This is a genomic window from Psychrobacter sp. AOP7-C1-14, from assembly GCF_052376135.1.
Lineage (GTDB): Bacteria > Pseudomonadota > Gammaproteobacteria > Pseudomonadales > Moraxellaceae > Psychrobacter.
This window is the reverse complement of record NZ_JBQSVH010000014.1, coordinates 1-23,194: the sequence shown is the minus strand read 5'-3', so window position 1 is coordinate 23,194 and position 23,194 is coordinate 1. Positions and strand designations below refer to the sequence as shown.

General features: G+C 42.1%; 20 protein-coding genes, 1 tRNA gene and 1 pseudogene. 13 read left to right on the top strand and 9 right to left on the bottom strand.

All coding sequences use genetic code 11. From position 1 onward, the window contains the following. Nucleotides 1–78 precede the first annotated feature (78 nt). The 3 genes from ACT3QN_RS09890 to scpB all read left to right on the top strand — a co-directional run bounded on the left by ACT3QN_RS09890 (nt 79) and on the right by scpB (nt 2,824). Nucleotides 79–1,164 (top strand): tryptophan--tRNA ligase, encoded by a 1,086-nt coding sequence (locus ACT3QN_RS09890; RefSeq protein WP_444523155.1) that lies wholly within the window; start codon nt 79–81, stop codon nt 1,162–1,164. 120 nt (nt 1,165–1,284) lie between these two features. Beyond that, nucleotides 1,285–2,145 carry a segregation and condensation protein A gene (locus ACT3QN_RS09885; RefSeq protein WP_444523194.1) on the top strand — a complete coding sequence of 287 codons (861 nt, stop codon included), beginning with the start codon at nt 1,285–1,287 and terminating at the stop codon, nt 2,143–2,145. A 166-nt stretch (nt 2,146–2,311) separates the two neighbouring features. Then, complete coding sequence (scpB, locus tag ACT3QN_RS09880; RefSeq protein WP_444523193.1) at nt 2,312–2,824, top strand: SMC-Scp complex subunit ScpB; 513 nt, start codon at nt 2,312–2,314, stop codon at nt 2,822–2,824. A 120-nt stretch (nt 2,825–2,944) separates the two neighbouring features. On the opposite strand, the gene lolA is transcribed toward scpB, so the two are convergent. The 3 genes from lolA to rplU all read right to left on the bottom strand — a co-directional run bounded on the left by lolA (nt 2,945) and on the right by rplU (nt 4,717). After that, nucleotides 2,945–3,631 carry an outer membrane lipoprotein chaperone LolA gene (gene lolA, locus ACT3QN_RS09875; RefSeq protein ID WP_444523154.1) on the bottom strand — a complete coding sequence of 229 codons (687 nt, stop codon included), beginning with the start codon at nt 3,629–3,631 and terminating at the stop codon, nt 2,945–2,947. Nucleotides 3,632–4,056: 425 nt separating this feature from the next. Next, nucleotides 4,057–4,314, bottom strand: a complete 258-nt coding sequence (gene rpmA / locus ACT3QN_RS09870; protein ID WP_444520592.1) for a 50S ribosomal protein L27 — start codon at nt 4,312–4,314, stop codon at nt 4,057–4,059. Between the two features lie 91 nt (nt 4,315–4,405). Next, complete coding sequence (gene rplU, locus ACT3QN_RS09865) at nt 4,406–4,717, bottom strand: 50S ribosomal protein L21 (protein WP_057761012.1); 312 nt, start codon at nt 4,715–4,717, stop codon at nt 4,406–4,408. 558 nt (nt 4,718–5,275) lie between these two features. Between rplU and ACT3QN_RS09860 the strand changes: the two genes are divergently transcribed. From ACT3QN_RS09860 to hemB, 5 genes are all read left to right on the top strand, one after another. After that, a complete protein-coding gene (locus ACT3QN_RS09860; RefSeq protein WP_444523153.1) occupies nt 5,276–6,301 on the top strand; it encodes a polyprenyl synthetase family protein in 1,026 nt (341 codons plus the stop codon). Between the two features lie 782 nt (nt 6,302–7,083). Beyond that, on the top strand, nt 7,084–8,457 hold the full coding sequence (locus ACT3QN_RS09855) for an efflux RND transporter periplasmic adaptor subunit (protein ID WP_444523152.1): 1,374 nt from the start codon (nt 7,084–7,086) through the stop codon (nt 8,455–8,457). 35 nt (nt 8,458–8,492) lie between these two features. Next, the gene (locus tag ACT3QN_RS09850) at nt 8,493–11,723 is read left to right on the top strand and encodes an efflux RND transporter permease subunit (protein WP_444523151.1); all 3,231 of its coding nucleotides are present in this window, start codon (nt 8,493–8,495) and stop codon (nt 11,721–11,723) included. Next, the gene (locus ACT3QN_RS09845; protein WP_444523150.1) at nt 11,720–13,534 is read left to right on the top strand and encodes an efflux transporter outer membrane subunit; all 1,815 of its coding nucleotides are present in this window, start codon (nt 11,720–11,722) and stop codon (nt 13,532–13,534) included. Before ACT3QN_RS09850 ends, ACT3QN_RS09845 begins: the two co-directional genes overlap by 4 nt. Nucleotides 13,535–13,802: 268 nt before the next feature. Continuing rightward, nucleotides 13,803–14,810 carry a porphobilinogen synthase gene (gene hemB / locus ACT3QN_RS09840; protein ID WP_444523149.1) on the top strand — a complete coding sequence of 336 codons (1,008 nt, stop codon included), beginning with the start codon at nt 13,803–13,805 and terminating at the stop codon, nt 14,808–14,810. A gap of 121 nt (nt 14,811–14,931) precedes the next feature. On the opposite strand, the gene ACT3QN_RS09835 is transcribed toward hemB, so the two are convergent. Next, a complete protein-coding gene (locus tag ACT3QN_RS09835; protein ID WP_444523148.1) occupies nt 14,932–15,909 on the bottom strand; it encodes a glutathione S-transferase family protein in 978 nt (325 codons plus the stop codon). A 311-nt stretch (nt 15,910–16,220) separates the two neighbouring features. Here ACT3QN_RS09835 and ACT3QN_RS09830 point away from each other — a divergent pair. After that, a tRNA-Val gene (locus ACT3QN_RS09830) sits at nt 16,221–16,297 on the top strand. Nucleotides 16,298–16,526: 229 nt separating this feature from the next. On the opposite strand, the gene ACT3QN_RS09825 is transcribed toward ACT3QN_RS09830, so the two are convergent. Beyond that, nucleotides 16,527–16,754 (bottom strand): helix-turn-helix domain-containing protein, encoded by a 228-nt coding sequence (locus ACT3QN_RS09825; protein ID WP_444523147.1) that lies wholly within the window; start codon nt 16,752–16,754, stop codon nt 16,527–16,529. A gap of 117 nt (nt 16,755–16,871) precedes the next feature. Here ACT3QN_RS09825 and ACT3QN_RS09820 point away from each other — a divergent pair, with 117 nt between their 5' ends. From ACT3QN_RS09820 to ACT3QN_RS09805, 4 genes and pseudogenes are all read left to right on the top strand, one after another. Next, the gene (locus tag ACT3QN_RS09820) at nt 16,872–17,087 is read left to right on the top strand and encodes a hypothetical protein (RefSeq protein WP_444523146.1); all 216 of its coding nucleotides are present in this window, start codon (nt 16,872–16,874) and stop codon (nt 17,085–17,087) included. An 11-nt stretch (nt 17,088–17,098) separates the two neighbouring features. Further along, nucleotides 17,099–18,303: pseudogene (locus tag ACT3QN_RS09815) on the top strand (Arm DNA-binding domain-containing protein). Further along, nucleotides 18,290–18,580, top strand: coding sequence for a hypothetical protein (locus tag ACT3QN_RS09810; RefSeq protein ID WP_339726124.1), 291 nt, complete (start codon nt 18,290–18,292; stop codon nt 18,578–18,580). The pseudogene ACT3QN_RS09815 and the gene ACT3QN_RS09810 overlap by 14 nt, the downstream one beginning before the upstream one ends. 10 nt (nt 18,581–18,590) lie before the next feature. After that, nucleotides 18,591–18,911 (top strand): hypothetical protein, encoded by a 321-nt coding sequence (locus ACT3QN_RS09805; protein WP_444523145.1) that lies wholly within the window; start codon nt 18,591–18,593, stop codon nt 18,909–18,911. A gap of 273 nt (nt 18,912–19,184) precedes the next feature. On the opposite strand, the gene ACT3QN_RS09800 is transcribed toward ACT3QN_RS09805, so the two are convergent. The 4 genes from ACT3QN_RS09800 to ACT3QN_RS09785 all read right to left on the bottom strand — a co-directional run bounded on the left by ACT3QN_RS09800 (nt 19,185) and on the right by ACT3QN_RS09785 (nt 22,892). Further along, entirely contained in the window at nt 19,185–20,150 is a 966-nt protein-coding gene (locus ACT3QN_RS09800) for a CobW family GTP-binding protein (RefSeq protein WP_444523144.1), read from the bottom strand. A gap of 5 nt (nt 20,151–20,155) precedes the next feature. Then, nucleotides 20,156–20,443, bottom strand: coding sequence for a hypothetical protein (locus ACT3QN_RS09795; RefSeq protein ID WP_444523143.1), 288 nt, complete (start codon nt 20,441–20,443; stop codon nt 20,156–20,158). Between the two features lie 79 nt (nt 20,444–20,522). After that, nucleotides 20,523–21,428: a polysaccharide deacetylase family protein gene (locus tag ACT3QN_RS09790; RefSeq protein ID WP_444523142.1), complete on the bottom strand. Its 906-nt coding sequence runs from the start codon at nt 21,426–21,428 to the stop codon at nt 20,523–20,525. 90 nt (nt 21,429–21,518) lie between these two features. Beyond that, on the bottom strand, nt 21,519–22,892 hold the full coding sequence (locus tag ACT3QN_RS09785) for an amidase family protein (protein WP_444523141.1): 1,374 nt from the start codon (nt 22,890–22,892) through the stop codon (nt 21,519–21,521). Nucleotides 22,893–23,194 lie beyond the last annotated feature (302 nt).

Sequence of the window (23,194 nt, the reverse complement as noted above, 5' to 3'; positions counted from 1 at the left end):
TGCTATACTTTGCAGCTAATATTTCGCACTTTTGATATACATTTATAATAATTTGATAAACAAAATAACGGATTTTCCATGAGCAATAACAGTACTCCTGACAATCAAGCTTCTGTTACTTCAACCGAAGCTAAACGCATCCTAACTGGTATTAAACCGACTGGTATTCCGCATTTAGGCAACTATGTTGGAGCGATTCGTCCAGCAATTGAGTCTATTCAAAATAGTGATCATGAAGCGTTTTTCTTTTTAGCAGACTACCATGGCATTATCGGTTGCTATGACCCTGCTATCATTCATGAATCGACGAGAGCCATTGCCGCTACGTGGATTGCTTGTGGTCTAGACCCAGAACGCGTGACGTTTTACCGTCAGTCGGACGTGCCTGAAATTCCAGAGCTGGCTTGGATTTTGAACTGCTCATGTGCCAAAGGTTTAATGAACCGCGCCCATGCCTACAAAGCAGCAGTCGATATCAACACAGAAAAAGCCGATGTCGATCCTGATCAAGGTGTCACCATGGGTTTGTTTGGTTATCCAGTGCTAATGGCTGCTGATATCTTGATGTTTAATGCGACTCATGTGCCTGTTGGTCGTGATCAAGTGCAGCATATCGAGATGGCTCGTGATATCGCAGGTACTTTTAATCATCGTTATAAGTCACTTTTCACGCTACCCTCAGCAGTTGTTGATAACGATATACCACTGCTTACTGGGCTTGATGGACGCAAGATGAGTAAGAGCTATAGCAATACTATTCCTCTATTTGGCGAGCCAAATCCACAAGTTAATCCTGAAAAACAAATGCACAAAGCTATCATGAAAATTGTGACTAACTCACAGCTGCCTGATGAGCCAAAAGATCCTGATGACTCCGCTATCTTTGAGATTTATAAAGCATTTGCTACTGCTGAAGAAATTGCTGATATGCGTGCGCGTTATGCCGCTGGTATTGGTTGGGGTGATGCTAAGCAAGCGCTATTTGATAAAATTAATGACGAAATCGCGCCATTCCGTGCACGTTACGAAGAGCTGATGGCCAATCCAAAAGAGTTAGAAGAAATCTTACAGATGGGTGCAAACAAAGCCCGCCGTCATAGTCGTAAGCAGCTGGATAAAGCTCGTCGTGCCATCGGTATCCGTCCACTTGCTAAGCTTAAGTAATCGCTTCACTGGCGCAATTTATCAGAGCGGGTGCTAAACGTGCAGACTGAACCAAATACCAAACAGGCGGCTTTGTCCAAAGTCGCCTTATCTGCTATGGCTGATTCAACCTCTGAGCCTATGGATCATCAGAGTGCCTATGATGAAACAGTTGACCATGATATATCGCTGCGTATCTATCAGACGCCTGTGCAGCACTTGCCAGAAGATCTATATGTACCACCGCAAGCCTTTGCTATTTGGTTAGAGCAATTTGCTGGGCCATTAGATTTTCTATTGTATTTGGTCAAGAAAAATAACGTCGACTTGACTCAAATGCCAATTCTGCCTATTACTGAGCAGTATTTATCATATATCAGTGAGTTGGACACCGAGCACTTCGAGTTAGCAGGTGACTATCTACTGATGGCATCAACGCTCATTGCTATTAAAACCGAATTGCTATTACCTGCTCCTGATACCCCTACTGATGAGCGTGACCCAAAAGCAGAGCTCATTGAACGCCTCGAAGAATACGCGCAAATTAAAGTGGTCAGTCAACGCTTAGACAATCTAGTACGCTTAGAGCGTGATGTGTTTTTGGCAATGGTCAGTATGCCTGGTCAAGAGGTTATGAATGCAGAACTGCCAAGCTACTCGCCCAACTTACTGATTGATAGCTTGTTCAAAATGCAATTACAGCCCGACTATCAAATGCATACCATCAAAGTTGATGCAGTACCACTTGCCGATCGTATTGCCAGTATTAGCAGGCAACTAAGTACGGATGGGGCGCGCTCCTTTTATGAGCTGTTGGATAAAGCACAAGGTAAAATAGGCGTGGTTGTGAGTTTCGTCGCTGTACTTGAGCTCATAAAGCGGCAACTGATTGGTGTGGTTAACATCGAGACAGATAGCGAGATCGTTAGCTCTGTTTCCAATGACGAGCTGCCTGATATAGACAGTGAGCCTACAACGCTTACGTTACAGTGGTTAGCCTAGTCAGCTTTAAGACTGTCTCCTAGACCTACTCTCTATTAACAAACAACACTGAAATAAGAGCACATTTGAGATGGTAGATATTGAAAACTCAAAACAGCATGATAAAACCCTAGAATCAACACATATAACTGCATCAATTGAAGCGCAGCATGATTTACTTGAAGATATGAGTAAGCGCATTGAAGTGCTGTTACATGCGTCAGAAGCACCGCTGACAGGTCATGCATTGAAAAAACATTTATCATTATCTACTAAAGAATTAGAACAGACTTTGGAAGTGCTGCAAAAACGCTTAGATACAGGTGTACTAAGGCTTCATGAAACCGCCAGTGGTTATCGCTTACAGATATCTGATGACTACAGCAGCTTAATCCAGCGCATTTTTCCACAGCGTCAGGAACGTCTGAGCCAAGCCTTACTAGAAACCCTGAGTGTTATTGCATATAAGCAACCTGTGACACGCAGTGATATCGAGCACGTACGCGGAGTCACATTATCGAGCAATATACTGCGCCAGTTATTTGATAAAGGGTGGATCGTTGAGAAAGGCTTTAAAGACACTCTAGGTCGCCCTGCATTACTCCATACCACTGCGCAGTTTTTAGATGCGTTTGGACTAAACCATCTAAATGAACTGCCACCTATGCCAGATATGGAAACCATAAAATCCATGTCTTAATTTATCTGCTAGCCAAATTATAGTTACTTACATAAAAAAGGACAGACCGCATAGGACCTGTCCTTTTTATTACGTTGCTGATTTTGAATCGATATCAGAACCTAACAATATATTTGCTAATTACTGATTAATAACATCAACACCCTCTGGCGGTGTAAATTTAAACTGACTGCTACCAACACTTGGGTTCATCTTGATACTACTGAACTTAATAGAAGTTGTTTGTCCCAAGGTATCATTCAATACCATCATGACAGGTTTACCACCACTAAAGCTCATTGAAAGACTTTTGAAGCTTGCACTCTCTGACTTAGGATAGAGCACATAGTAATTTTTGTTGTCATATGGCTGAGTAATTTTAAAGTTTTGATCAATTTTGCTCGGATCACCTGACAGCAGCAAAGCTGGTGTATTACCTACTTGGCTATCAACGTTTTGTTTAGTCGCTTGCTCTAGGTCTTTGTCGTAAACCCACATAGAATTACCATTAGCAACAATTAGCTGCTCTGATGGTGACTTAGTTTCCCAGCGAAAATTGTTTGGACGTTGAACACTCATAGAGCCTGTGAACGTACCGCTACTCGCGCCTTTGGTCGTTTGGCTAAAGTTGGCTGTCATGCTCTTAGTATTCGTTAGTAGTTTATTTAAACGTTTAGCAGCGGTTAGATTGTCAGCAGGAGCTGCTGTAGCCGTTTGAGTCAGTGCCATCATTGGAGCCACAATACCTAGCGATGTCATCAATACACCTGCTAAAGCACCACTCATCATTTTTTGTTTGGTTGATTTTGTCGTAGATAAGTTCATCATAAATCCTCTCTAAAAAAGCATAGTCGCTTAAAGATTGTCACATTAAAGTTGTCGCTAAAAATAAAATGTTTTATTGAAATTTTTGTTTTCTATAAATACTAATTTTACCAAGATAAAACGGGTAACCATCAGCAATGACAATAGTGTGCCAGTTTTTTTATTACGCGCCTAGTCATGATTTGCAATCTTTACTACGGCTGCCATACACACTTGTAACCAATACAATTACACAGCAAAAGTTTGTATTCAGTATTCTTAGCTACAGTAATTATGCTAGTAATAGCTTCAAAAATAGTACTTATAATAATCATTATTACTTTATATGAGTCTACAAATATAAAAAGCCCCTATTACCATAAGGCAACAGGGGCTTTTTTAATTATCCAATCATTTTATCCAAAGAATAAAACAACTTGAGTAGATAATTATGCGTTTTCAACCGTAACATAACGACGGTTAAATTTACCTTTGGTCGCAAACTTTACAACACCGTCATTCAGTGCAAATAAAGTATGGTCACGACCCATGCCAACGCCTTCGCCTGCATGGAATTCTGTACCACGTTGACGAACGATGATGTTACCAGCTGAGATAGCTTGGCCACCAAAGATTTTTACGCCTAGCATTTTTGGGTTTGAATCACGACCGTTACGGCTCGAACCGGCAGCTTTTTTATGTGCCATGAGAAAATCTCCTTGTTAATTTGACTTATCGCTAATGCGACAACTCTTAAGCATTTAGTGCGCTATTTAGCAATAATTGCTAAATGAATAATTAGGCATTAATCGCTTTGATTTTTAACAAGGTGTACCATTGGCGGTGACCTTGTTCTTTGTGATAATGCTTACGACGGTTGTGCTTGATGATACGGATTTTTTCGCCGCGACCATGCTCAACAACTTCAACTTCTACGCTAGCGCCGTCAACAACAGGCTGACCGATTTTGACGTTATCGCCGTCAACAACCATCAACACGTCTTCAAATTTGATTGTTTCGCCTTTTTCTGCTTTTAATAGTTCAACTTTAAGCAATTCATCGACGACTACACGGTGCTGTTTACCACCAGTTTTGATTACTGCGTACATTATATGACTCCGTTTAACCCGTGTGCCGTGGCTGATGTTATACCAACGCTTTTACGACGAACACGACAGGGAAAAATTAAAGGCAAGATTTTACGGCTTTTTGCTCATAAAAGCAAGCCGCGCCTCTTGTTTTTGTAAGGTGGTTACACTAATGACCATCTCTCATTTTGCTATAACGGATGCTCATCAAGGAAAGTCGATGAACGACAATACGAATATAAACATGAGAAATAGTCATGATAAGTGATAGATTAAGCCCAACAGCGGCCATTATAACTTATGCAATCAGTTACTTACAGCTTTTTATAAAACATTTATGTGACTAAAAAACTCAGATAAGCTAGAAGATTTATCTTCAAAACATGAGGGGTTTTTATTTTGTCTTATAGACTTGGTACGCCCTACATATCATACTCCTGACCTACTTGTGCCCTATATTTTAACCAACAATTTAAACAGATAGCTATGCTATCATAAGCGCAATAATACTTTATCTACTGATAGATAAAGTCAAGGTTATAACAACTCTCTTTACTCTTATTAATATGACTATTTATTATGACTAGTAACTCTTTAAATAATACCATGCCTGTTTCTCAATCGACGCCTAGCTATGCTGACATTCAAAGTATTGTAGCCAATGATTTTGAAGTAATGGACAAGCAAGTGTTTGGCAGCTTGAACTCAAAAGTACAACTCGTCATGAGCGTATCGCAACACGTGATCAATGCTGGTGGCAAACGTATGCGTCCACTGATTACATTGCTCTGTGCCCGTATGTTTGATGATAATCCATCAGAAAAGGCCATGCATCTGGCTGCTATCACGGAAATGCTACATACGGCTACCTTAGTGCATGATGATGTCATCGACGAATCAGGACAGCGCCGCGGCAAACCAACGGCAAATGCCACATGGGATAATGCTACTGCTGTGTTGGTAGGCGACTATCTGATTGCTCGCGCTTTTAATCTTTTGGTTGGTTTTCAAAGCCTGCCATTGTTACAAGTATTTTCAGATGGGACTTGTGACATTGCTGAGGGCGAAGTATTACAGCTACAGCACCAGCATAACCCTGCTGCGACAGAAGAAGATTACTTGCGCATTATCGATGGCAAAACATCACGCCTTTTCATGATGGCGACTCAAGGTGCTGCTATCTTGCAAGACAAGACAGAATACATGGCAGCATTGGGCGACTTTGGACAGCACTTTGGCAATGCCTTTCAGATTATCGATGATGTACTCGACTATAGTGGCGATAGTGACGTGATGGGCAAAAACCTAGGCGACGACCTTGCTGAAGGCAAACCTACCCTACCGACTATTAAAGCACTCGAACTACTCAAAGATAGTAACTTTGAAGGCTATGAGCAGTTACGTATCGCCGTTCAGACAGGTAAGACACCAAATGCTGAGCAGCTTATTGAATTGGTACGTAGCTCTGGCTCATTGGCTTATTGTAAGCAGCGCGCGTTGGAAGAAACCAAATTGGCGCAAGACGCTCTGAGCACACTACCTGATAACCGTTATCGTACAGGCTTATATCAATTAACTGAACTCGCTAGCGCACGATTAGTATAATCAAAACTGAGTCGTCTATATTGTTAAATGATTACGGCGACTCATTTTTTAGCAGAGCTTTTTGGCCATTAAGGAATATAAGGCCCACTAAACAAGAATTATCTTCTCAAAAAATCGTTTGTCAGCTAAATCGTTACCTTTCTTTAAGTTTCATACATCCTAGCAGTACTATAATCATATAAGAATTTTTTCAACAGTCGAATAATATTTGTGCACGCTTCGCAGGCACATACTGATAGTTATTTTTTATGACTGCAATTAGGGGTTGCTAAAATTGTCGTTTTGTTGACAAAGTTGATTTTTTACTATTTAAAGACCTCATTAACTCTAGGGCTTTAGATTTATAACAAAAATTTACAATATATTTTGATACTAGGTTGTGCATGGAGCTATTAGCTGTTAGTAGAGACGACGCTTACTATGACAGTAATTCGTTAATCCGCAAACTGTCATACTTCTCCTTTTCGGTCCAGCTCATATCGCAAACCACTTGACTGTGGGGTTACCCCAATAGTTTATAATAACTCATTAAATTTATTAATCCACTTTGTGGTTTGCTTAAACAATTAATGCTAAATAGTTCTTTCGATACTTAATCCATGTCGATGTCAGATTTTTGATTGGCAATGTTCCATTAACTGAACGATCTGAAATTTGAGTAAATAGTGCTAGCGTAGACTATTTATTTTTTATTTATCATTAGTAAGACCCTTATATTCAGTACACTAAACTTATTGATCGATTTTTATACTGTCACTATTTATATATTGCCGAGGACATTGATGAAGCACTCTTATCTTGCGCTTGTAATAGCATCTGTACTATCTGGAGCTGTACTGGTTGGCTGCGACAACAGCGGAGACGCCGCTGGGGATGCTGCTCAACAGCAGATGCCACCCTCTGTCGTCAACGTACAGACTGTCACTTTTGAATCTGTACCACAAGTACAAACATTCTCCGGCCGGACCTCAGCCTATCAGACAGCCGATGTCCGTCCACAGGTTAATGGCGTCATTGACGAAGTACTTTTTCGTGAAGGAAGTAACGTCAAAAAAGGTCAACCACTGTATCGCATTAATACTGATAACTATGCCTCATCTGTAACGAGTAGCCAAGCAGCCGTACAGCAAGCACAAGCCAATTATCAAACGGCATTGGCAAATACGGCTAGCAGTAGAGCTGCTCTGGTTAGCAACCAAGCATCATTAGCACAAGCAAAAAGCGACTTACAGCGATTAAGTGGTTTGGTCGAAATTGATGCTATATCTAAACAAGAATACGACCAAGCTGTGACCACTCTTCGTACCGCCGAAGCAGCGGTAGCCAGCGCGCGCGCAGCTATCGGCCAGTCTGAAGCCAGTGCTGAGAGCGCAAAAGCGACTATTGAAAGCGCAAAAGCAGGTTTACAAGCCAGCGCTTTGGATCTGAACCGTACCATCGTACGCGCCCCTCTTACAGGCCGTAGCGATCGCTCAAGTTTTACTGCTGGTGCATTGGTTAGTGCAAGCCAAGCCGATCCATTGGTTACTATCTCGCGCTTAGACCCTATCTACGTTGATATTAGTCAGTCTTCTTCTGAGCTACTCAAACTACGACAACAGATTTCTGCTGGCGAAGCTCAAACAGGTACAAATACAGTTGAGTTAGTATTAGAAGATGGAACAGTTTATCCTGTCAATGGTCAACTGGCTTTGTCTGAAGCAAAAGTGGATGAGTCAACAGGTGCTGTCACCCTACGTGCTGTATTCCCAAATAGTAATAATATCCTGCTACCAGGTATGTATGTCACGGCACGCTTAACTCAAAGCGTTATTACCAATGCTACACTCGTTCCTCAAAGCGCTGTTACACGTTCTGCTAAAGGTGATACTCAGGTTTATATCGTCGACGAGAATAATCAAATTAAAGTACGTCCTGTAACGGTCAATGGCACTTATAACGGCAACTGGGTAGTAACTGACGGTCTAAAAGAAGGCGAAAAGCTAGTAGTTATTGGTGGCTCAAAGGTAAAACCAGATCAGGAAGTGGTTGCTAAACCCCTTGAAGACACTAAGTCAACATCAGCGACGCAAAGCGCTTCTTCTAATACTGTAGCCAAAACACCACAGCAAGCTGCAAAAGAGAGCGAAAAACCTGCAGAAACTGCCACTAACTAATTCCATTCAAATATAGGAAGACTTAGGGATATACTATGTCACGTTTTTTTATTGATCGCCCTATTTTTGCATGGGTACTGGCTATTTTGATCATGCTCATCGGGATAATATCGGTTAACAGCCTACCGGTTGAACAGTATCCTAGTATTGCACCACCAACTGTTTCGGTTAGTACAAGCTATCCAGGTGCCAATGCGCAAACTATTGAAAACTCAGTTGTTCAGGTTATTGAACAAAAAATGAAAGGGCTTGACGGCTTGATGTACATGTCGTCAACCAGCTCATCAAACGGCAGTGCATCCGTGACGCTGACGTTTGAGAATGGTACTGACCCTGATACGGCTCAAGTACAAGTACAGAATAAACTCCAGTCAGCAACAAGCTCACTACCTGAATCCGTTCAGCGTCAAGGGGTTACCGTTAACAAATCCTCTAGCAGCTTTTTAATGGTACAAGGCTTTGTGTCTGAAGATGGTAGTATGGATCGTAACGATATTGCCGATTACGTTAACTCAAATGTCGTTGATCAGATCAGCCGTGTTGAAGGGGTTGGTGAAGTTCAAGTATTTGGTTCTACATACGCGATGCGTATCTGGCTCGACCCTGCACGCTTACGCAGTTACAGCTTAATGCCCTCTGATGTGGTCACTGCAGTTACCGCGCAAAATACGCAAGTATCTGCAGGACAGCTAGGACAAGCACCCGCTGATACTGAACAGCAAGTCATCAACGCAACAGTTACGGTACAAAGCTACTTACAGACGCCTGATGAATTTAAAGATATATTATTAAAAACTGATGCCTCAGGTGCACAAGTGCGCTTAGGCGATGTCGCAGATGTTGAGATCGGTAGTGAAGACTATAGTGTCAACTCATTATATAATGGTCAAGATGCGGCAGGTATGGGTATCTCACTTGCTAGTGGTGCCAATGCGCTGAATACTCGTGAGGCCATCAGTACACGTATGGCTGAGTTAGAAGCCAATTTTCCTACAGGCCTAGTATCAGTTACACCTTACGACACGACACCCTTTGTACGTTTATCTATTGAGCAAGTGGTACATACGCTTATTGAAGCAATCGTATTAGTATTTATCGTCATGTTCATTTTCTTACAGAACTGGCGCGCCACAATTATTCCAACGCTTGCTGTCCCTGTCGTTCTTTTGGGTACATTTGCCGTGTTATATATTGCTGGCTTTAGTATCAACGTACTGACGATGTTTGCCATGGTACTATCCATTGGTCTACTGGTCGATGATGCCATCGTCGTTGTAGAAAACGTTGAGCGAATATTAGAAGAAGACCCGCATATCTCTATTAAAGACGCCACGATAAAGTCGATGGGTGAAATTAGCAGGATTGTTGTTGGTATCGCTCTGATCCTATCAGCAGTATTTTTACCAATGGCCTTCTTTAGTGGTTCAACTGGAGCTATTTATCGTCAGTTTTCGATTACTCTGATTACCAGCATGGTGCTATCTGCTCTAGTAGCACTTATCTTTACCCCTGCTTTATGTGTAACCTTGCTAAAGCGTGGTAAAAGTCACGAAAAAGACAGCACCGAAAAACAAAAAGGTTTCTTTGGTTGGTTTAACCGTAGTTTCTCTAAAGCAAGCCGCTCGTATGAAGGCTTTATTGGTAAGAGCTTCGGTCGTAAATGGATATACCTTATCATTTATGCTGCGATTATCGGCATCATGACGGTGGTCTTTTTACGGATTCCTAGCTCATTTTTGCCAGAAGAAGATCAAGGCCTTATGTTCACGATCGTTCAGCTGCCTTCTGGCTCTACTATAGATGAAACACAAGACGTTCTTGATAAGGTAAGAAACTATTACGATACTGAAGAAACAGACAATATCGCTTCTGTCTTTACTATCGCAGGCTTTAGTTTTGCCGGATCGGGCCAAAATATGGGTCTGGCGTTTGTGCGCTTATCAGACTGGGATGACCGTCCGGGTGATGATAATACTGCTCAAGCCATCTCCGAACGTGCCATGGGGTATTTCTTTACTCAGATTAATGAAGCATCAGTATTCGCGATTGTACCGCCCGCTATTACCGCACTGGGTAATGCCAGTGGTTTTGACTTGATGTTGCAAGATACAGGCAACCTTGGTCACGATGGTCTGCTCGAAGCCCGTAATACACTGCTTGGTATGGCCGCACAAAATGAAAACTTAACTGGTGTACGCCCTAACGGTCAAGAAGATGCTCCACAATTAAAAGTCAATGTCAATCAAGAACAAGCCGCCGCTTATGGTTTGTCAATGTCAAATATTAATAGCGTCATATCAACCGCATGGGGTTCAAGCTATATTAATGACTTCATTGACCGTGGTCGTATTAAAAAGGTTTATGTACAGGGTGAACCAAGCAGTCGCACCAATCCTGATGATCTTGGCCAATGGTATATACGCAATGAAAATGGTGATATGATTTCATTCGATGCATTTTCTAGTAGCGAATGGCAATCAGGCTCTCCACGTCTGACGCGTTATAACAGCTTATCATCAATGAATATTCAAGGTTCAGCAGCAGCTGGTCTTAGTACTGGTGAGGCAATGAGTACGATGGAAGAGCTCATAACCAAGCTACCTGAAGGTGTCGGTTATGAATGGACAGGTATGTCACTAGAAGAGCAAGAATCAGGTGCGCAAGCCCCAATGCTATATGCGGTCTCAATCCTAGTCGTCTTCTTATGTCTTGCAGCACTATATGAGAGCTGGTCTATACCATTTTCTGTACTATTAGTGATCCCGCTTGGGGTCTTGGGCGCTGTGATATTCACATGGCTCCGCGGCTTATCCAATGACGTTTATTTACAAGTAGGTCTATTAACTGTCGTTGGTCTATCAGCCAAAAACGCTATTTTGATTATCGAGTTTGCAAGAGATCATCAAGAAGAGGGTTACAGCCTCAAAGAGTCAGTCATGACAGCGGCGCGTCAACGTTTACGTCCTATTATCATGACATCACTTGCCTTTGGTCTTGGGGTCGTGCCATTATTCCTAGCCACTGGCGCAGGGTCTGGCAGTCAAAATGCGATCGGAACTAGTGTGGTTGGTGGCGTTGTCACTGCCACCTTATTAGGAGTGTTCTTTATTCCGATGTTCTATATTTGGATACGAAGCATCTTCCCTCATAAATATGAGAATAATAAGCCAAATGATAGAGATGGTGGCAATGGTACGCCCAACTCGCCTAACCCAACATCTTCTGAGAGTTATCAGCCTGCAAGTCTTGGAGACAATATACAATGAGTGCTCAAAAAACAATTATCACTAGTGCATCATCGGTAGCTATCACAGCTACCGTTGCACAGCCAACGCTATCACGTTTGCGTAAGAACAGCGGTCGCTTGTTAGGTCTAACTGCTTTAGCAATTAGCATGGCCGCTTGTAATACCATTCCAAAAGCCGATATGAGCCCAGTTCTCGCAGAGCCGAACATTTCTATGCAGCAATCTTATGGTGCGTTTGATAAGGAAACGGCAAGTAGCGCAGAGCAAGCGAGTATTGCAGGTCAACGTTGGCAGAACTTTTATAGCGATGAGCGTCTAAAAGGCCTGATTGCGTTAGGTCTTGAAAACAATAAAGACTTTGAAAGCGCTCGCCTAGCTATCGAAAAAGCACGTGCACAGTATCAGATTACCGATATTAATGACTTGCCAGCTATCGATGGCACTGCCGGTTATACCCGTCAAGCACAGAATCGCACTGACCGAAACGCTAGTAGCAGTTATAGCGTCAATCTAGGTCTTGCTAGTTACGAGCTAGACTTTTGGGGCAAAATCTCGAGCTTAAAAGATCAAGCCTTACAGAACTTCTTGGCGACTACAGCAGCCAAAGACGCGACTCAAATCAGTCTAATCAGCAATATCTCACAAGGCTATGCCAATCTAAGCTATAGCTTGGCACAGTTAAAGCTTGCTGAAGCGACTGTTGAAAGTCGCGAACGTTCGTTATTCATTACAAATAAGCGTTTTGAAGCAGGTATTGATGCAAAACTACCTTCATTGCAGGCTTCTGCTTCTCTTGAAAGCGCCAAGCTTGCTGTATTGGCTGCGCAAACCAATATTCTAAAAGCCAGAAACGCACTGCAGTATTTGGTTGGTGGCTCTATTCCTGCTGAGCTAATTCCAACACCGGCTGTTAGTAATATTACTAGCCAGAAAATCTTTAATACTGGCTTACCAAGTGAGTTGCTACGCTATCGTCCTGATGTTTTGCAAGCAGAATACAACTTGAAAGCCGCTGGTGCCAATATTGCAGTGGCTCGTGCGTCTTACTTCCCCTCTATTAGTTTAACCAGTAGTGTGGGCGTGAGTAGCGGCAGCTTAAATGACTTGTTTAAGAATGGTGCCGTTGGCTGGTCATTTGGCCCAAGCGTTAGCGTACCTATCTTTGATGCAGGACGTTTGGATGCTGATTATGATGTGGCTCAAATTGAGCGTGACCAAACGCTTACCAGTTATGAGAACTCTATTCAAACAGCATTCCGCGAAGTGTCAGATGTACTTGCCACACGTGCAACGCTTGGTGAGCAATTAGAAGCGCAGTATCGCTTGCAAGATAATTTTGAGCAGACCTATCAGATAGCAGATGCGCGCTTCAAGTCTGGTCTTGATAACTACCTAGACGTGCTTGATGCCCAGCGCTCACTGTTCTCTACTCAGCAAGACATATTAGATTTAGAGCTACAAAAAATCATTAGTCAGGTTGAGTTGTACCAAGCGCTCGGTGGCGGTGCCAACCTTGATATACCGACCGCTATCCCAGTACCGCAGCATACCAACTTGGCACAGATTGTGACTGGCTCTGCTACTAGTGCAAAAACCAAAGCGACAAATGCTATCAAAGCAGCTGGTTCAGCGCGTGTAACGACGCCACAGGAAGCTGTCGCGATTAAGCAATCACAAGCGGTAGAAACAACTACCTTTGAACCGACTGCTATCGTCGATGTCAATGATGATGGCAAGAAGGATGCTGCTGTCGGTGTGGTTACTGAAGAGACTCGCTTTAATAACAATAGCGCCGAACAAGCTCCTGCTACGCAGATTGTTGAGCCTTAAATGACTCATGCTTAATTTGATGATATAAACTATCATCACATTGACAGTCGATAAGTAAGATCAGCCCTACCGACTCAACTTGGTGGGGCTTTTTACTTTTATTAACGTCTTTTTGTTATAGTAGAGCCGCTTTATACAAGGCCTCTCTCTATACAGCCACTTTATGAAATACCGTTTCTGATAGGCCAATTTTACAAAATACCCTTTAGAAAGATATTATTTTAACCATGTAACATGATAACTATTAAAACAATCACAAGGAATTATTATGAGCTATACCTTTAATCGTCAGTACCCTGCTACTCGCTTACGCCGTCTACGCTACAATGACAACGTACGTTCAATGATTCGTGAAGTAGAATTGCATCCCAAGCACTTTATCGCCCCTGTCTTTGTATTAGAGGGTGAAAATCAGCGCGAGACCATCGCGAGTATGCCAGGTGTCGAGCGCCTATCGATTGACTTGCTAATCAATTATGCCAAAGAGTTATTAGCAGAAGGCGTCACAACCATCGACCTTTTTCCTGTGATCGATAATGCTTTGAAAACACCAGACGGTAGCGCAGCTTATGACGAAAACGCTCTGACAGTACGCACGATAAAAGCGATAAAAGACGCTGTACCAGAAATGGTCGTCATGACTGATGTCGCGCTAGACCCTTATACCTCACATGGTCAAGACGGTCTGCTTGATGACAGCGGCTACGTCATCAATGATGCCACCATCGAAGTATTGGTCAAGCAAGCACTTGTACATGCTCGCGCGGGTGCAGACATTATCTCTCCTAGTGACATGATGGATGGCCGTATCAAAGCCATGCGTGATGCGTTTGAAGCAGAAGGTTTTGTCAATACGGCTATCATGGCCTACTCAGCAAAATATGCTTCTGCTTACTACGGTCCATTCCGTGATGCTGTCGGTAGTGCGGGCAACCTAAAAGGTGGCCATAAAAAGCAGTATCAGATGGATTTTGGCAATCGTGCTGAGGCGCTACATGAAGTGGCTATGGATATCAACGAAGGCGCAGATATGGTCATGATCAAACCAGGTCAGCCTTATCTTGATTTGATTCGTGAAGTCAAAGATACCTTTGGCGTACCAACCTTTGCCTATCAGGTGTCTGGCGAATATGCTATGCATATGGCGGCCATTCAAAACGGCTGGTTGAGTGATGCAGTGATTTTAGAGTCGCTGATTGGCTTCCGCCGTGCTGGCGCTGATGGCATCTTGACCTACTTTGCCTTAGAAGCGGCCCGTCAGCTAAATAATGCCTAATAGTAATTACACTACTTTTTATAGTGCGAAAGCCCCAGCTGCTTATTAGTAGCTGGGGCTTTTTTATGCTGATACTCTATTCAAAATAAAGAGGTTTATTAAGTTTACGAACTATAAATATCTATAGCTGCTCACGATAATGCGCTGTCATAAAATCAATATCAGGACCAATAGGCACAATACGCGTAGGATTAATATTGGCATGACTGGTGTAATAATGCTGCTTGATATGATCCATATTTACAGTATCTGCGATACCTGGTACTTGATATAAATCACGCAGATAGCCCCAAAGGTTTGGATAATCAACAATACGATGCATATTACATTTGAAATGCCCAACATAAGCAGCATCAAAACGAACCAAAGTCGTAAAGAGTCGCCAATCAGCTTCGGTTATAGTGCTGCCTGTCAGATAACGCTGATGTGCTAAGCGCGCCTCAAGAGTATCTAAGGCTGTAAATAGCTCGGTCACAGCTTCTTCATAAGCCTCTTGTGTGGTAGAGAATCCTGCTTTGTACACACCATTATTTATCGTAGGATAAACAAAATCATTGATCTCATCGATTTCTTGCAATAACTCTGCTGGTACAAAGTTACCTGCTAACGCACCAACCTCGTCAAAAGCTGAGTTAAACATGCGAATGATCTCAGATGACTCATTACTCACAATCGTGTTTGTTTTTTTATCCCATAAAATAGGTACGGTGACACGGCCTGTATAGTCTGGCTTGGCCTTGGTATACAGCTCATAGGCATAGTCTGCATTGATCACTGGATCAGCAATGACCCCTGCCCCCTCTGCAAACGTCCAGCCGTACTCACCCATATATGGATGTACTACAGATATCGGAATGATGTCTTCTAAGCCTTTAAGCTTGCGATAGATAAGCGTGCGGTGTGCCCAAGGGCAGGCTAGCGACACATAAAGATGATAGCGGTCAGATTCGGCTTTGAAACCCTCAATACCTGTTAGCCCTGCACTACCATCTACCGTTACCCAATTTCTAAAACCAGCATCTTCACGCTGAAAGCGGCCGCCACTTTTTTTTGTATCGTACCATTTGTCTTGCCACTGTCCGTCTACCAAGAGACCCATGTTATTCTCCAACTATTTTTAATATTTGTCTAACGCTTACTAAGCATGATTGACTTTAAGCTATTGTTATCACGATAAACGCGTTATTTAAAGAGGTATCATACCAGTTATAGACCTGTATTCATTAGAGTCGTACCATTTATTAACAATAAATACTTAACGGACTAAATTTAATATTTAGTAAATATACACAAAAATATATTCCAATAACTAATATCTAACTGAATACTAAATATTATGACAATAAAATAGGTTTATGCTAAAAAAGACTTGCAAAGTCTGGGAAACTTGCTAAAATGCTCAACCTAAATAGGCGTATAGCTCAGTTGGTTAGAGCGCTACCTTGACATGGTAGAGGTCGTTGGTTCGAATCCGATTACGCCTACCAGATTCGAAAATCCCCAATCTTAAGATTGGGGATTTTTTTTGTCCGTGAAATATGGGCTGTAGCGGAAAATACTTGTCTACATCGACTCATAGTCATGATTATACAAGCAGATTTAAATCATTTAAAAAAGTGACGGTGACCAAATGGTGACCAAAACGTGACCGACCCTCAAAAACCATTAAAATTAAAACCCTCTTTTTGACCTCTACTTTAAACTGTAAGCTAAAACCTATTTCTGAGTATTTTTCTCTTTATCCTCTTTTACATATTCAAAAATATCCCCTACCTCTACGTCTAAATACCCACAAAGCTTATCTATAGTATCAAAATCAATTCTAGATGATTGATCGTTATATATTTTATGTAATGTCGTTTTGCTTACCCCTGTTGCTCGTACGGCATCCGCTACTTTTAGCCTTCTTTCAGCTAACAAAGTTGGGAGATGGTTAACTATCATTCTATAAACTCCAATTATAATTATAAAAAGTACTTGCATAGTTATAAATTTATGGTAAATTACAACTATGGTGTTTAAAAGTACCATTATGGTTAAACTTTATATAAGGAACATATTATGTCACATACCTACCTAACTACCCAAGAGCTTTCTGAGCTCATCAAATACAACCCTCGTACTATCCGTAATGAGCTCAAAGATAGTGTGCTTATCGAGGGTATTCATTACATACGTCCATTTGGTGGTCGTAAGATTTTGTACATTTGGGAAGAAATTGAAAAAGATATGCGCACTGGTATCGCCGGTAGCGTCAATGCCATGACACTTCAATAAGGAGAAATAGAATGGCTAGTATCAGAAGTAGATACGGCAAGCTTGTTGTAGATTTTTACTATATGGGTATACGCTGTCGGGAGACGACAAACCTAACAGACACACCAGCGAATCGCAAGAAGCTTGAAAAAGTGATTGAGAAAATGGAAGCAGAAATCGTTTTAGGACTGTTCAACTACGCTAAGTACTTTCCAAAAAGTGATAAAGCGGCACAGATGGTAGCGTTAAACGATCGCAAGGAATGCATTAGTACCGATACGCCCTCTTTTGAACAGTTTGCAGAATTATGGTTCTCTGAAAAAGAAATTGAATGGCGTGATACTTACAAGCGCAAAATAAAGGAGATTATTGATATGTACTTGATTGTTAAGTTTGAGACCAAGCCCATCCATCTCATAAAAAAGACAGATGTATTAGCCTTCCGTTCATCGCTCGCCAAAGTAACGTACGGAAAAGCTAACAAACATCTGTCAGCGGCACGCATCAATTCGATCATGGTACCTTTAGGTATGATACTAAAAGAAGCGGCTAAACGCTATAAATTTGATAATCCTTACTACGATATCAATGCGCTCAAACAGCCCAAAACGGATATTCAACCATTCACACTGAATGAGGTTTGGACGTTTATTAATGGTGTAAGAGCAGACTATCGCAATTATTATCTGGTACGTTTTTTCACAGGTATGCGTACGAGTGAAATTGATGGATTGACTTGGGAGAACATTGACTTTAATCGACGTGAGATTGTGATCAAACAAGCTTATGTCAAAGGCAAAATTGTTCCTCCTAAGACTCAAGAGTCTTACCGTGCGATTCAAATGTCACCTTGGGTCTACGATGCTCTAAGGAACAGCAGACCATCACTTATAAGCGATCTGACTATGTATTTTGCGCGCATACGGGTGAGCCACTTGACTACAACAACGTGAATAAACGTGTTTGGCACCCTACTCTTAAGATTTTGGGTCTGAAGAAGCGCAATGCTTATCAGACTCGTCATACCGCAGCAACGCTATGGTTGGCTGCTGGCGAAAGTCCTGAATGGATTGCCAGTCAAATGGGACACTCTACAACCAAGATGCTATTCAACACATATAGCCGTTACGTACCGAATATGACTCGGCAGGATGGTAGTGCATTTGAAGCATTGGTCAATCGCAGTCAGATTGCTCAGGTATCTACCGATAAGGGGCCTCACAATGAAAATGATTGATTACGATAAATTGCATGCGACGTTTAAACCTAGTGGCTATGTCAGTAATGGCGCAGATAATATTGCTAACTACCTCATTTGTGAGCTCTGTATTCAGTCAGGTACTGGTTTGGCTAGGTTCCTAAGTATTGATAGTTGCTTTGATAATCATACGGCGCTGCGCATATGGGTACAGACGCGCTTAGAGACCAATCCTGATTATGTCTTTGATGATATGTGTAGTCAGCTACAGAGTGAGCTCTACGAGCTACTACCACAAACTGGCTATGGATACTAAGGAGGGTATTATGAGCATGAACTTCGTCTTTGATTCAGCTCTAGAGGATACAGCAAAGCGTTTGTGCCATGAGTATTGGTCCTATGTGTCGCCCAGTAATTATATAGCGCATTTAGAACTGCTTTGTTATGAACACAACACGGAGACTGATGTTTTATTTGCTACACTTGCAAAATGTCAGGTTTATTTAGATGACGTACACTGTGAGTACTGTGGTCGTCCCTATCAATTAGATGTCCCAGCAGATATTCCTCATGCAAGGAGATTGAACTCTTGGTTTTGTGAGGGGTGTATTAGCTTTTCTGGTGGACAGTTTGTCCTAGGTAGGTAAATCTTGAAATAGTTAGAATCAAAAAAACAAAAAAGCCTCAGCTTAAAGTTGGGGCTTTTTCAGTTCAGCTATATCTTAACCAAAAACCTTATAAGATTACACTCTACAGACATTACAGTTTACTCTTTCTATCTCTTAATATAAACAGCTATAAGATAACTTGCTATACCTACAATACTATACATTAGGGCGAACACCCCTAAAGCTTGGCTTAACAATCAGCTTGCTTCAATACCGGTGCAGATGATGTTTGAACCTGAATACATGGGTAACTCAGCTTGGTCCTAAAAAAGAAGATAGAGAAGCTAGTAAAGCTTCTTGATTCATCCCTTCCCCTATAAATACAATATCTCCAGGTCGAGAGACGCCTTTCTCAGGCGGTAAAACTTCAGGTTGCTGCATGACCTTACGTACAGACTGCAGTAATAGCGCGCCTTCATCCGTATGCAAAACACCCTTAACCCGCAGGATCGTATTACCTCGAGCGTGCAGCAAAGCTGAGAGCCATATAGTAAACCCAACCCAATCTACTTCTTTAGGAATCGTCAACGAAACCACAGTCGTTGATGCGCACGCATTAGTGAGAATCGATTCGTAAATTTCGGTCGGTGCTGGTAGTCGAGGTACAGGGCTTTCGACACCGAATGTGGATAAGGAAATCGATGCAACTGGATTGATTTTACTAATGGCTGAAACTAGGTTCGATAAGGACTGCTCGGACGCTTCCTCTGATTTTGCAATGACAATACGATCGGCTGATAAAACTTGCTGACGACACAATGTGTCAGTCTTTAGCGCCACATGAAAATGTAGGGCGTCAGCCATGATGATAGTTTCTTTGAGGACAAAATGATAGATCAGAACGGGATGCTCTTTAATAGCAGCTATGATTTCTTCGGGATCAGCTAAGCCACTTGTTTCTATGATCAGAGTATCAGGCTGATCAATAGCCAAACCAAGTGACTTTCCACTCGTTCGAGACTCAGCTACTTCAAGTAATGCTGATATCAGCTCTTCTTTACCCTTAGGAGTACCAGCGGTTCCGGTCAAAACAGTGACACTTGTCGCCTTACCTAACAGTAAGTCATCCACTGGTTGCTGCGCCGCTTCTTGAGTGAAAACTTGAACGTTGCCAAACACTTTGGTAAAAAGCGCATGACGCAGCCATGTCGTCTTACCTGAACCCAAATAGCCACTCAATAGAACGACATTAAGACGATTGTCCTGAAATATTTGCATTAAGGTCAAGCCATTGATTGAGTTTCTAAAGGGTCGATTGGAAAACCTTGACGGCCTTCTACTTCGGCCCACAGCTCAGTTAAATTATTGACCATTACTCTTGCCCCACCCGGACATATCAGCTGAATTTGCGGGATCACCCCGTCGGCATAAACTGAGAACCCATAAGGTTTCAGCACTCGCTTTAAAATGGATACTCGATTAAACATCGCCCTAAGACGAATACCGCCCTTTTGCGCACCTGCTTCTGTCCAATGTCCAGGAGCTGCGGGATTTCCACAAGCACTACACATGGCTATTCTCCCTATATATCATCTTGGCAGTACTTTTAACAATGCCACCAAGATTCGTAAATTTATGAACATCCTGCTCTTAAATAACTTCCGGACGCTTGCCGCCTTCAAATGGGAAACGTGTACGGAAATCAGCAGCAATATCTTCAAATGGCATCCAAACAACACCTTCATGACCATTGATATAGTCAATTAGACGCTCAAGCATCATTAGTACATGTGGACGTCCAGAAACATCGGGGTGAATCGTGAAGGGAAACACAGCGTAATCCATATTCTGATATACCCAGTCAAATTGATCACGCCACATTTGCTCAATATCACGTGGATTGACAAATCCATGGCTGTTAGGAACGTTTTTCATGAACAACATTGGTGGTAAATCATCCACACACCAGTTGGCAGCAAGCTCAACCAGATCAATCTCCTCGCCATGGGTCATAGGATGCATCCACTCTTCCGCAGTTTTCGAGTAGTCAATGACAGTCCATTCATCGCCAACTCTAGCATAGAAAGGCTGGAAATCACGGTATCCTTGGCTATGGTCATATTTAAAATTATATTTAGCAAGAATTTCAGGGGTAGATTTAGACATCTCCCACCAAGGAGCAACATAACCACGTGGACTTTGCCCAGTCAGCTTAGTAATCAACTCAACGGATTTTTCCATCACGGCTTCTTCTTGAGCACGGGTCATCGCAATAGGATTTTCATGTAGGTAACCATGCGCCCCTACTTCATGACCATGATCAACAATCATTTTGGCAATATCAGGGAATGTCTCAAGACTATGACCAGGGACGAAAAATGAAGTGCGTAAATCATACTTCTTAAAAAGCCTCAACAGGCGCGGAACGCCAACTTCAGACGCCCAAACCCCGCGCTGGATATCTGACGGGCTTTCACCGCCACCATATGATCCAATCCACCCCGCTACTGAATCTACATCTGTACCGAAGCCGCATATAATAGTTTTTTTACTCATGTCTCTCTCCTTTGACACTTTTAGTTTAGTTTTATTTCTTTAAAGGTCTTAGATTTTCTTTACTTCTTTATTAAATAGTTGGTAAAAGCTTTACTGTAGTAGTCTTTCAACAGTAAGTGCTGCCGCCAGCAAGTCTTTCTCTCGGCCCCCGGGCATTGACATCAAGATACTAGTAGGCATCTGGTTTTGGTCTATTCCATTTGGTAAGGCAACACCACACCAATCTAGAAAATTGCCAAGCGCTGTATTACGTAACATTAATTTGTTAGTAACTCGATACAAATCATCATCTTGTTCAAGCGGTTTGAGTTCAGGTGCAGTAATAGGAATAGTGGGAAATAACACAATTTGATCACCTAGAATTTGGCTGTTTTCTTGAATTAATCTTGCGCGCTCTCTTTGGACAACAATTAAGTCACGTGCGGACATGTTCTCCGCACTAATTATACGTTCAAGCACCCTTTGATCCATCTGGGTCGCATGCTTAGAATGAACAAGATCCCAGTGTACTTCCAATGCTTCTGGGCCAACCAAGGCACCGTGGTGAGCAGCAAGAGTCTCTATTTCTTTAAACTCGCTGCTCACTCCTCGAGTGATCATTGCCCCTTCGCTCTCTAAAGCGCGAATACTGGCTTCAAAATTCTCTATCACAGCATCTTGTACATCTTCAAAGACAACATTACTAGGAATAAAGAATTTGAGTTGACTAATAGGTGTTGGTTTGGGCATTGTGACGGCTCGCCCGTTGAGAATTTCTGCAGCACCGATACAGCTTTTTAGGTCAGCAGCAAGTGGACCAAAGGTATCCAATGTCGGTGAGAGTGGAAACGTACCATCTTTTGGAAACGCTCTACTAGAACCTTTATAGCCAACTATACCATTTAACCCAGCAGGAATACGTATCGACCCCCCAGTATCACTGCCGACAGAAAGTGGGACTAGTCCGCGGGCGATGGCGACGCCGCAACCTGATGACGAGCCACCAGGAATACGAGCAGAGCCTGTACCATGTGGGTTTTGAGGAGTGCCAAAATGCGGATTAAGACCTAGACCAGAATAAGCAAATTCAGTCATATTGAGACAGCCTATCGATATAAGGCCAGCTCGAGTGGCGTTTGCAACCATATCTGCATCATGAGTAGCAGGCTCGTTAGATCTGAATACGATAGATCCTGCGGTGGTGACTCGACCTTCTATATCAAAAAGGTCTTTCCATGCGATAGGGACTCCATCCCATGGACTAAGTAGATTACCTTCACGGCGGCGTTTTCTAGAAGCATAGGCTTCTTTCAGCGCTCGTTCTTCGAGCAACTCTGTAAAAATAGCGGGATCAGAAGCTCTTATGTTTGCAAAGGTCTCTTCAACAAGTGCTACCGGACAAAGACTACCTTCTTTTAGGCGAGCTGCTATATCCATAGCTGAAACAGAGTTTTTGATAATGTTGCTCGCAGTCCGTGTGATCACAATACACTCCATTTTGTTAGATCTATTAATTAGATTTTATATTACAAAATATAGTCTGATAATAAATATAATTTTACTCACCAAGTAATCATACTTAATATAAAACCTAAAACATATAATCTTACAATGTAAAAAATTCAAAAGCTTATTAGATACAAAATCAAAAATCAATGTCAACTTAATTAATTATTTATTACTCATAATTGAAAGCAATACCATCTATATTTTAATTACACTTCAATGGTGGTTTTTATGGTCGCATCATTAGATAACCGCTATGATGTAATTACCTTTGATTATAG

Excerpts from the sequence above, each read along its gene's own strand:
- ACT3QN_RS09835 (WP_444523148.1), bottom strand. The coding sequence starts at position 15,909 with ATGGGTCTCTTGGTAGACGGACAGTGGCAAGACAAATGGTACGATACA.
- rpmA (WP_444520592.1), bottom strand. The coding sequence starts at position 4,314 with ATGGCACATAAAAAAGCTGCCGGTTCGAGCCGTAACGGTCGTGATTCA.
- ACT3QN_RS09820 (WP_444523146.1), top strand. The coding sequence starts at position 16,872 with ATGTCACATACCTACCTAACTACCCAAGAGCTTTCTGAGCTCATCAAA.
- lolA (WP_444523154.1), bottom strand. The coding sequence starts at position 3,631 with ATGATGAACTTATCTACGACAAAATCAACCAAACAAAAAATGATGAGT.
- ACT3QN_RS09790 (WP_444523142.1), bottom strand. The coding sequence starts at position 21,428 with ATGAGTAAAAAAACTATTATATGCGGCTTCGGTACAGATGTAGATTCA.
- ACT3QN_RS09845 (WP_444523150.1), top strand. The coding sequence starts at position 11,720 with ATGAGTGCTCAAAAAACAATTATCACTAGTGCATCATCGGTAGCTATC.
- ACT3QN_RS09850 (WP_444523151.1), top strand. The coding sequence starts at position 8,493 with ATGTCACGTTTTTTTATTGATCGCCCTATTTTTGCATGGGTACTGGCT.
- ACT3QN_RS09855 (WP_444523152.1), top strand. The coding sequence starts at position 7,084 with ATGAAGCACTCTTATCTTGCGCTTGTAATAGCATCTGTACTATCTGGA.
- ACT3QN_RS09805 (WP_444523145.1), top strand. The coding sequence starts at position 18,591 with ATGAGCATGAACTTCGTCTTTGATTCAGCTCTAGAGGATACAGCAAAG.
- ACT3QN_RS09810 (WP_339726124.1), top strand. The coding sequence starts at position 18,290 with ATGAAAATGATTGATTACGATAAATTGCATGCGACGTTTAAACCTAGT.
- rplU (WP_057761012.1), bottom strand. The coding sequence starts at position 4,717 with ATGTACGCAGTAATCAAAACTGGTGGTAAACAGCACCGTGTAGTCGTC.
- ACT3QN_RS09890 (WP_444523155.1), top strand. The coding sequence starts at position 79 with ATGAGCAATAACAGTACTCCTGACAATCAAGCTTCTGTTACTTCAACC.
- ACT3QN_RS09795 (WP_444523143.1), bottom strand. The coding sequence starts at position 20,443 with ATGTGTAGTGCTTGTGGAAATCCCGCAGCTCCTGGACATTGGACAGAA.
- ACT3QN_RS09800 (WP_444523144.1), bottom strand. The coding sequence starts at position 20,150 with ATGCAAATATTTCAGGACAATCGTCTTAATGTCGTTCTATTGAGTGGC.
- ACT3QN_RS09860 (WP_444523153.1), top strand. The coding sequence starts at position 5,276 with ATGACTAGTAACTCTTTAAATAATACCATGCCTGTTTCTCAATCGACG.
- hemB (WP_444523149.1), top strand. The coding sequence starts at position 13,803 with ATGAGCTATACCTTTAATCGTCAGTACCCTGCTACTCGCTTACGCCGT.
- scpB (WP_444523193.1), top strand. The coding sequence starts at position 2,312 with ATGAGTAAGCGCATTGAAGTGCTGTTACATGCGTCAGAAGCACCGCTG.
- ACT3QN_RS09825 (WP_444523147.1), bottom strand. The coding sequence starts at position 16,754 with ATGATAGTTAACCATCTCCCAACTTTGTTAGCTGAAAGAAGGCTAAAA.
- ACT3QN_RS09885 (WP_444523194.1), top strand. The coding sequence starts at position 1,285 with ATGGATCATCAGAGTGCCTATGATGAAACAGTTGACCATGATATATCG.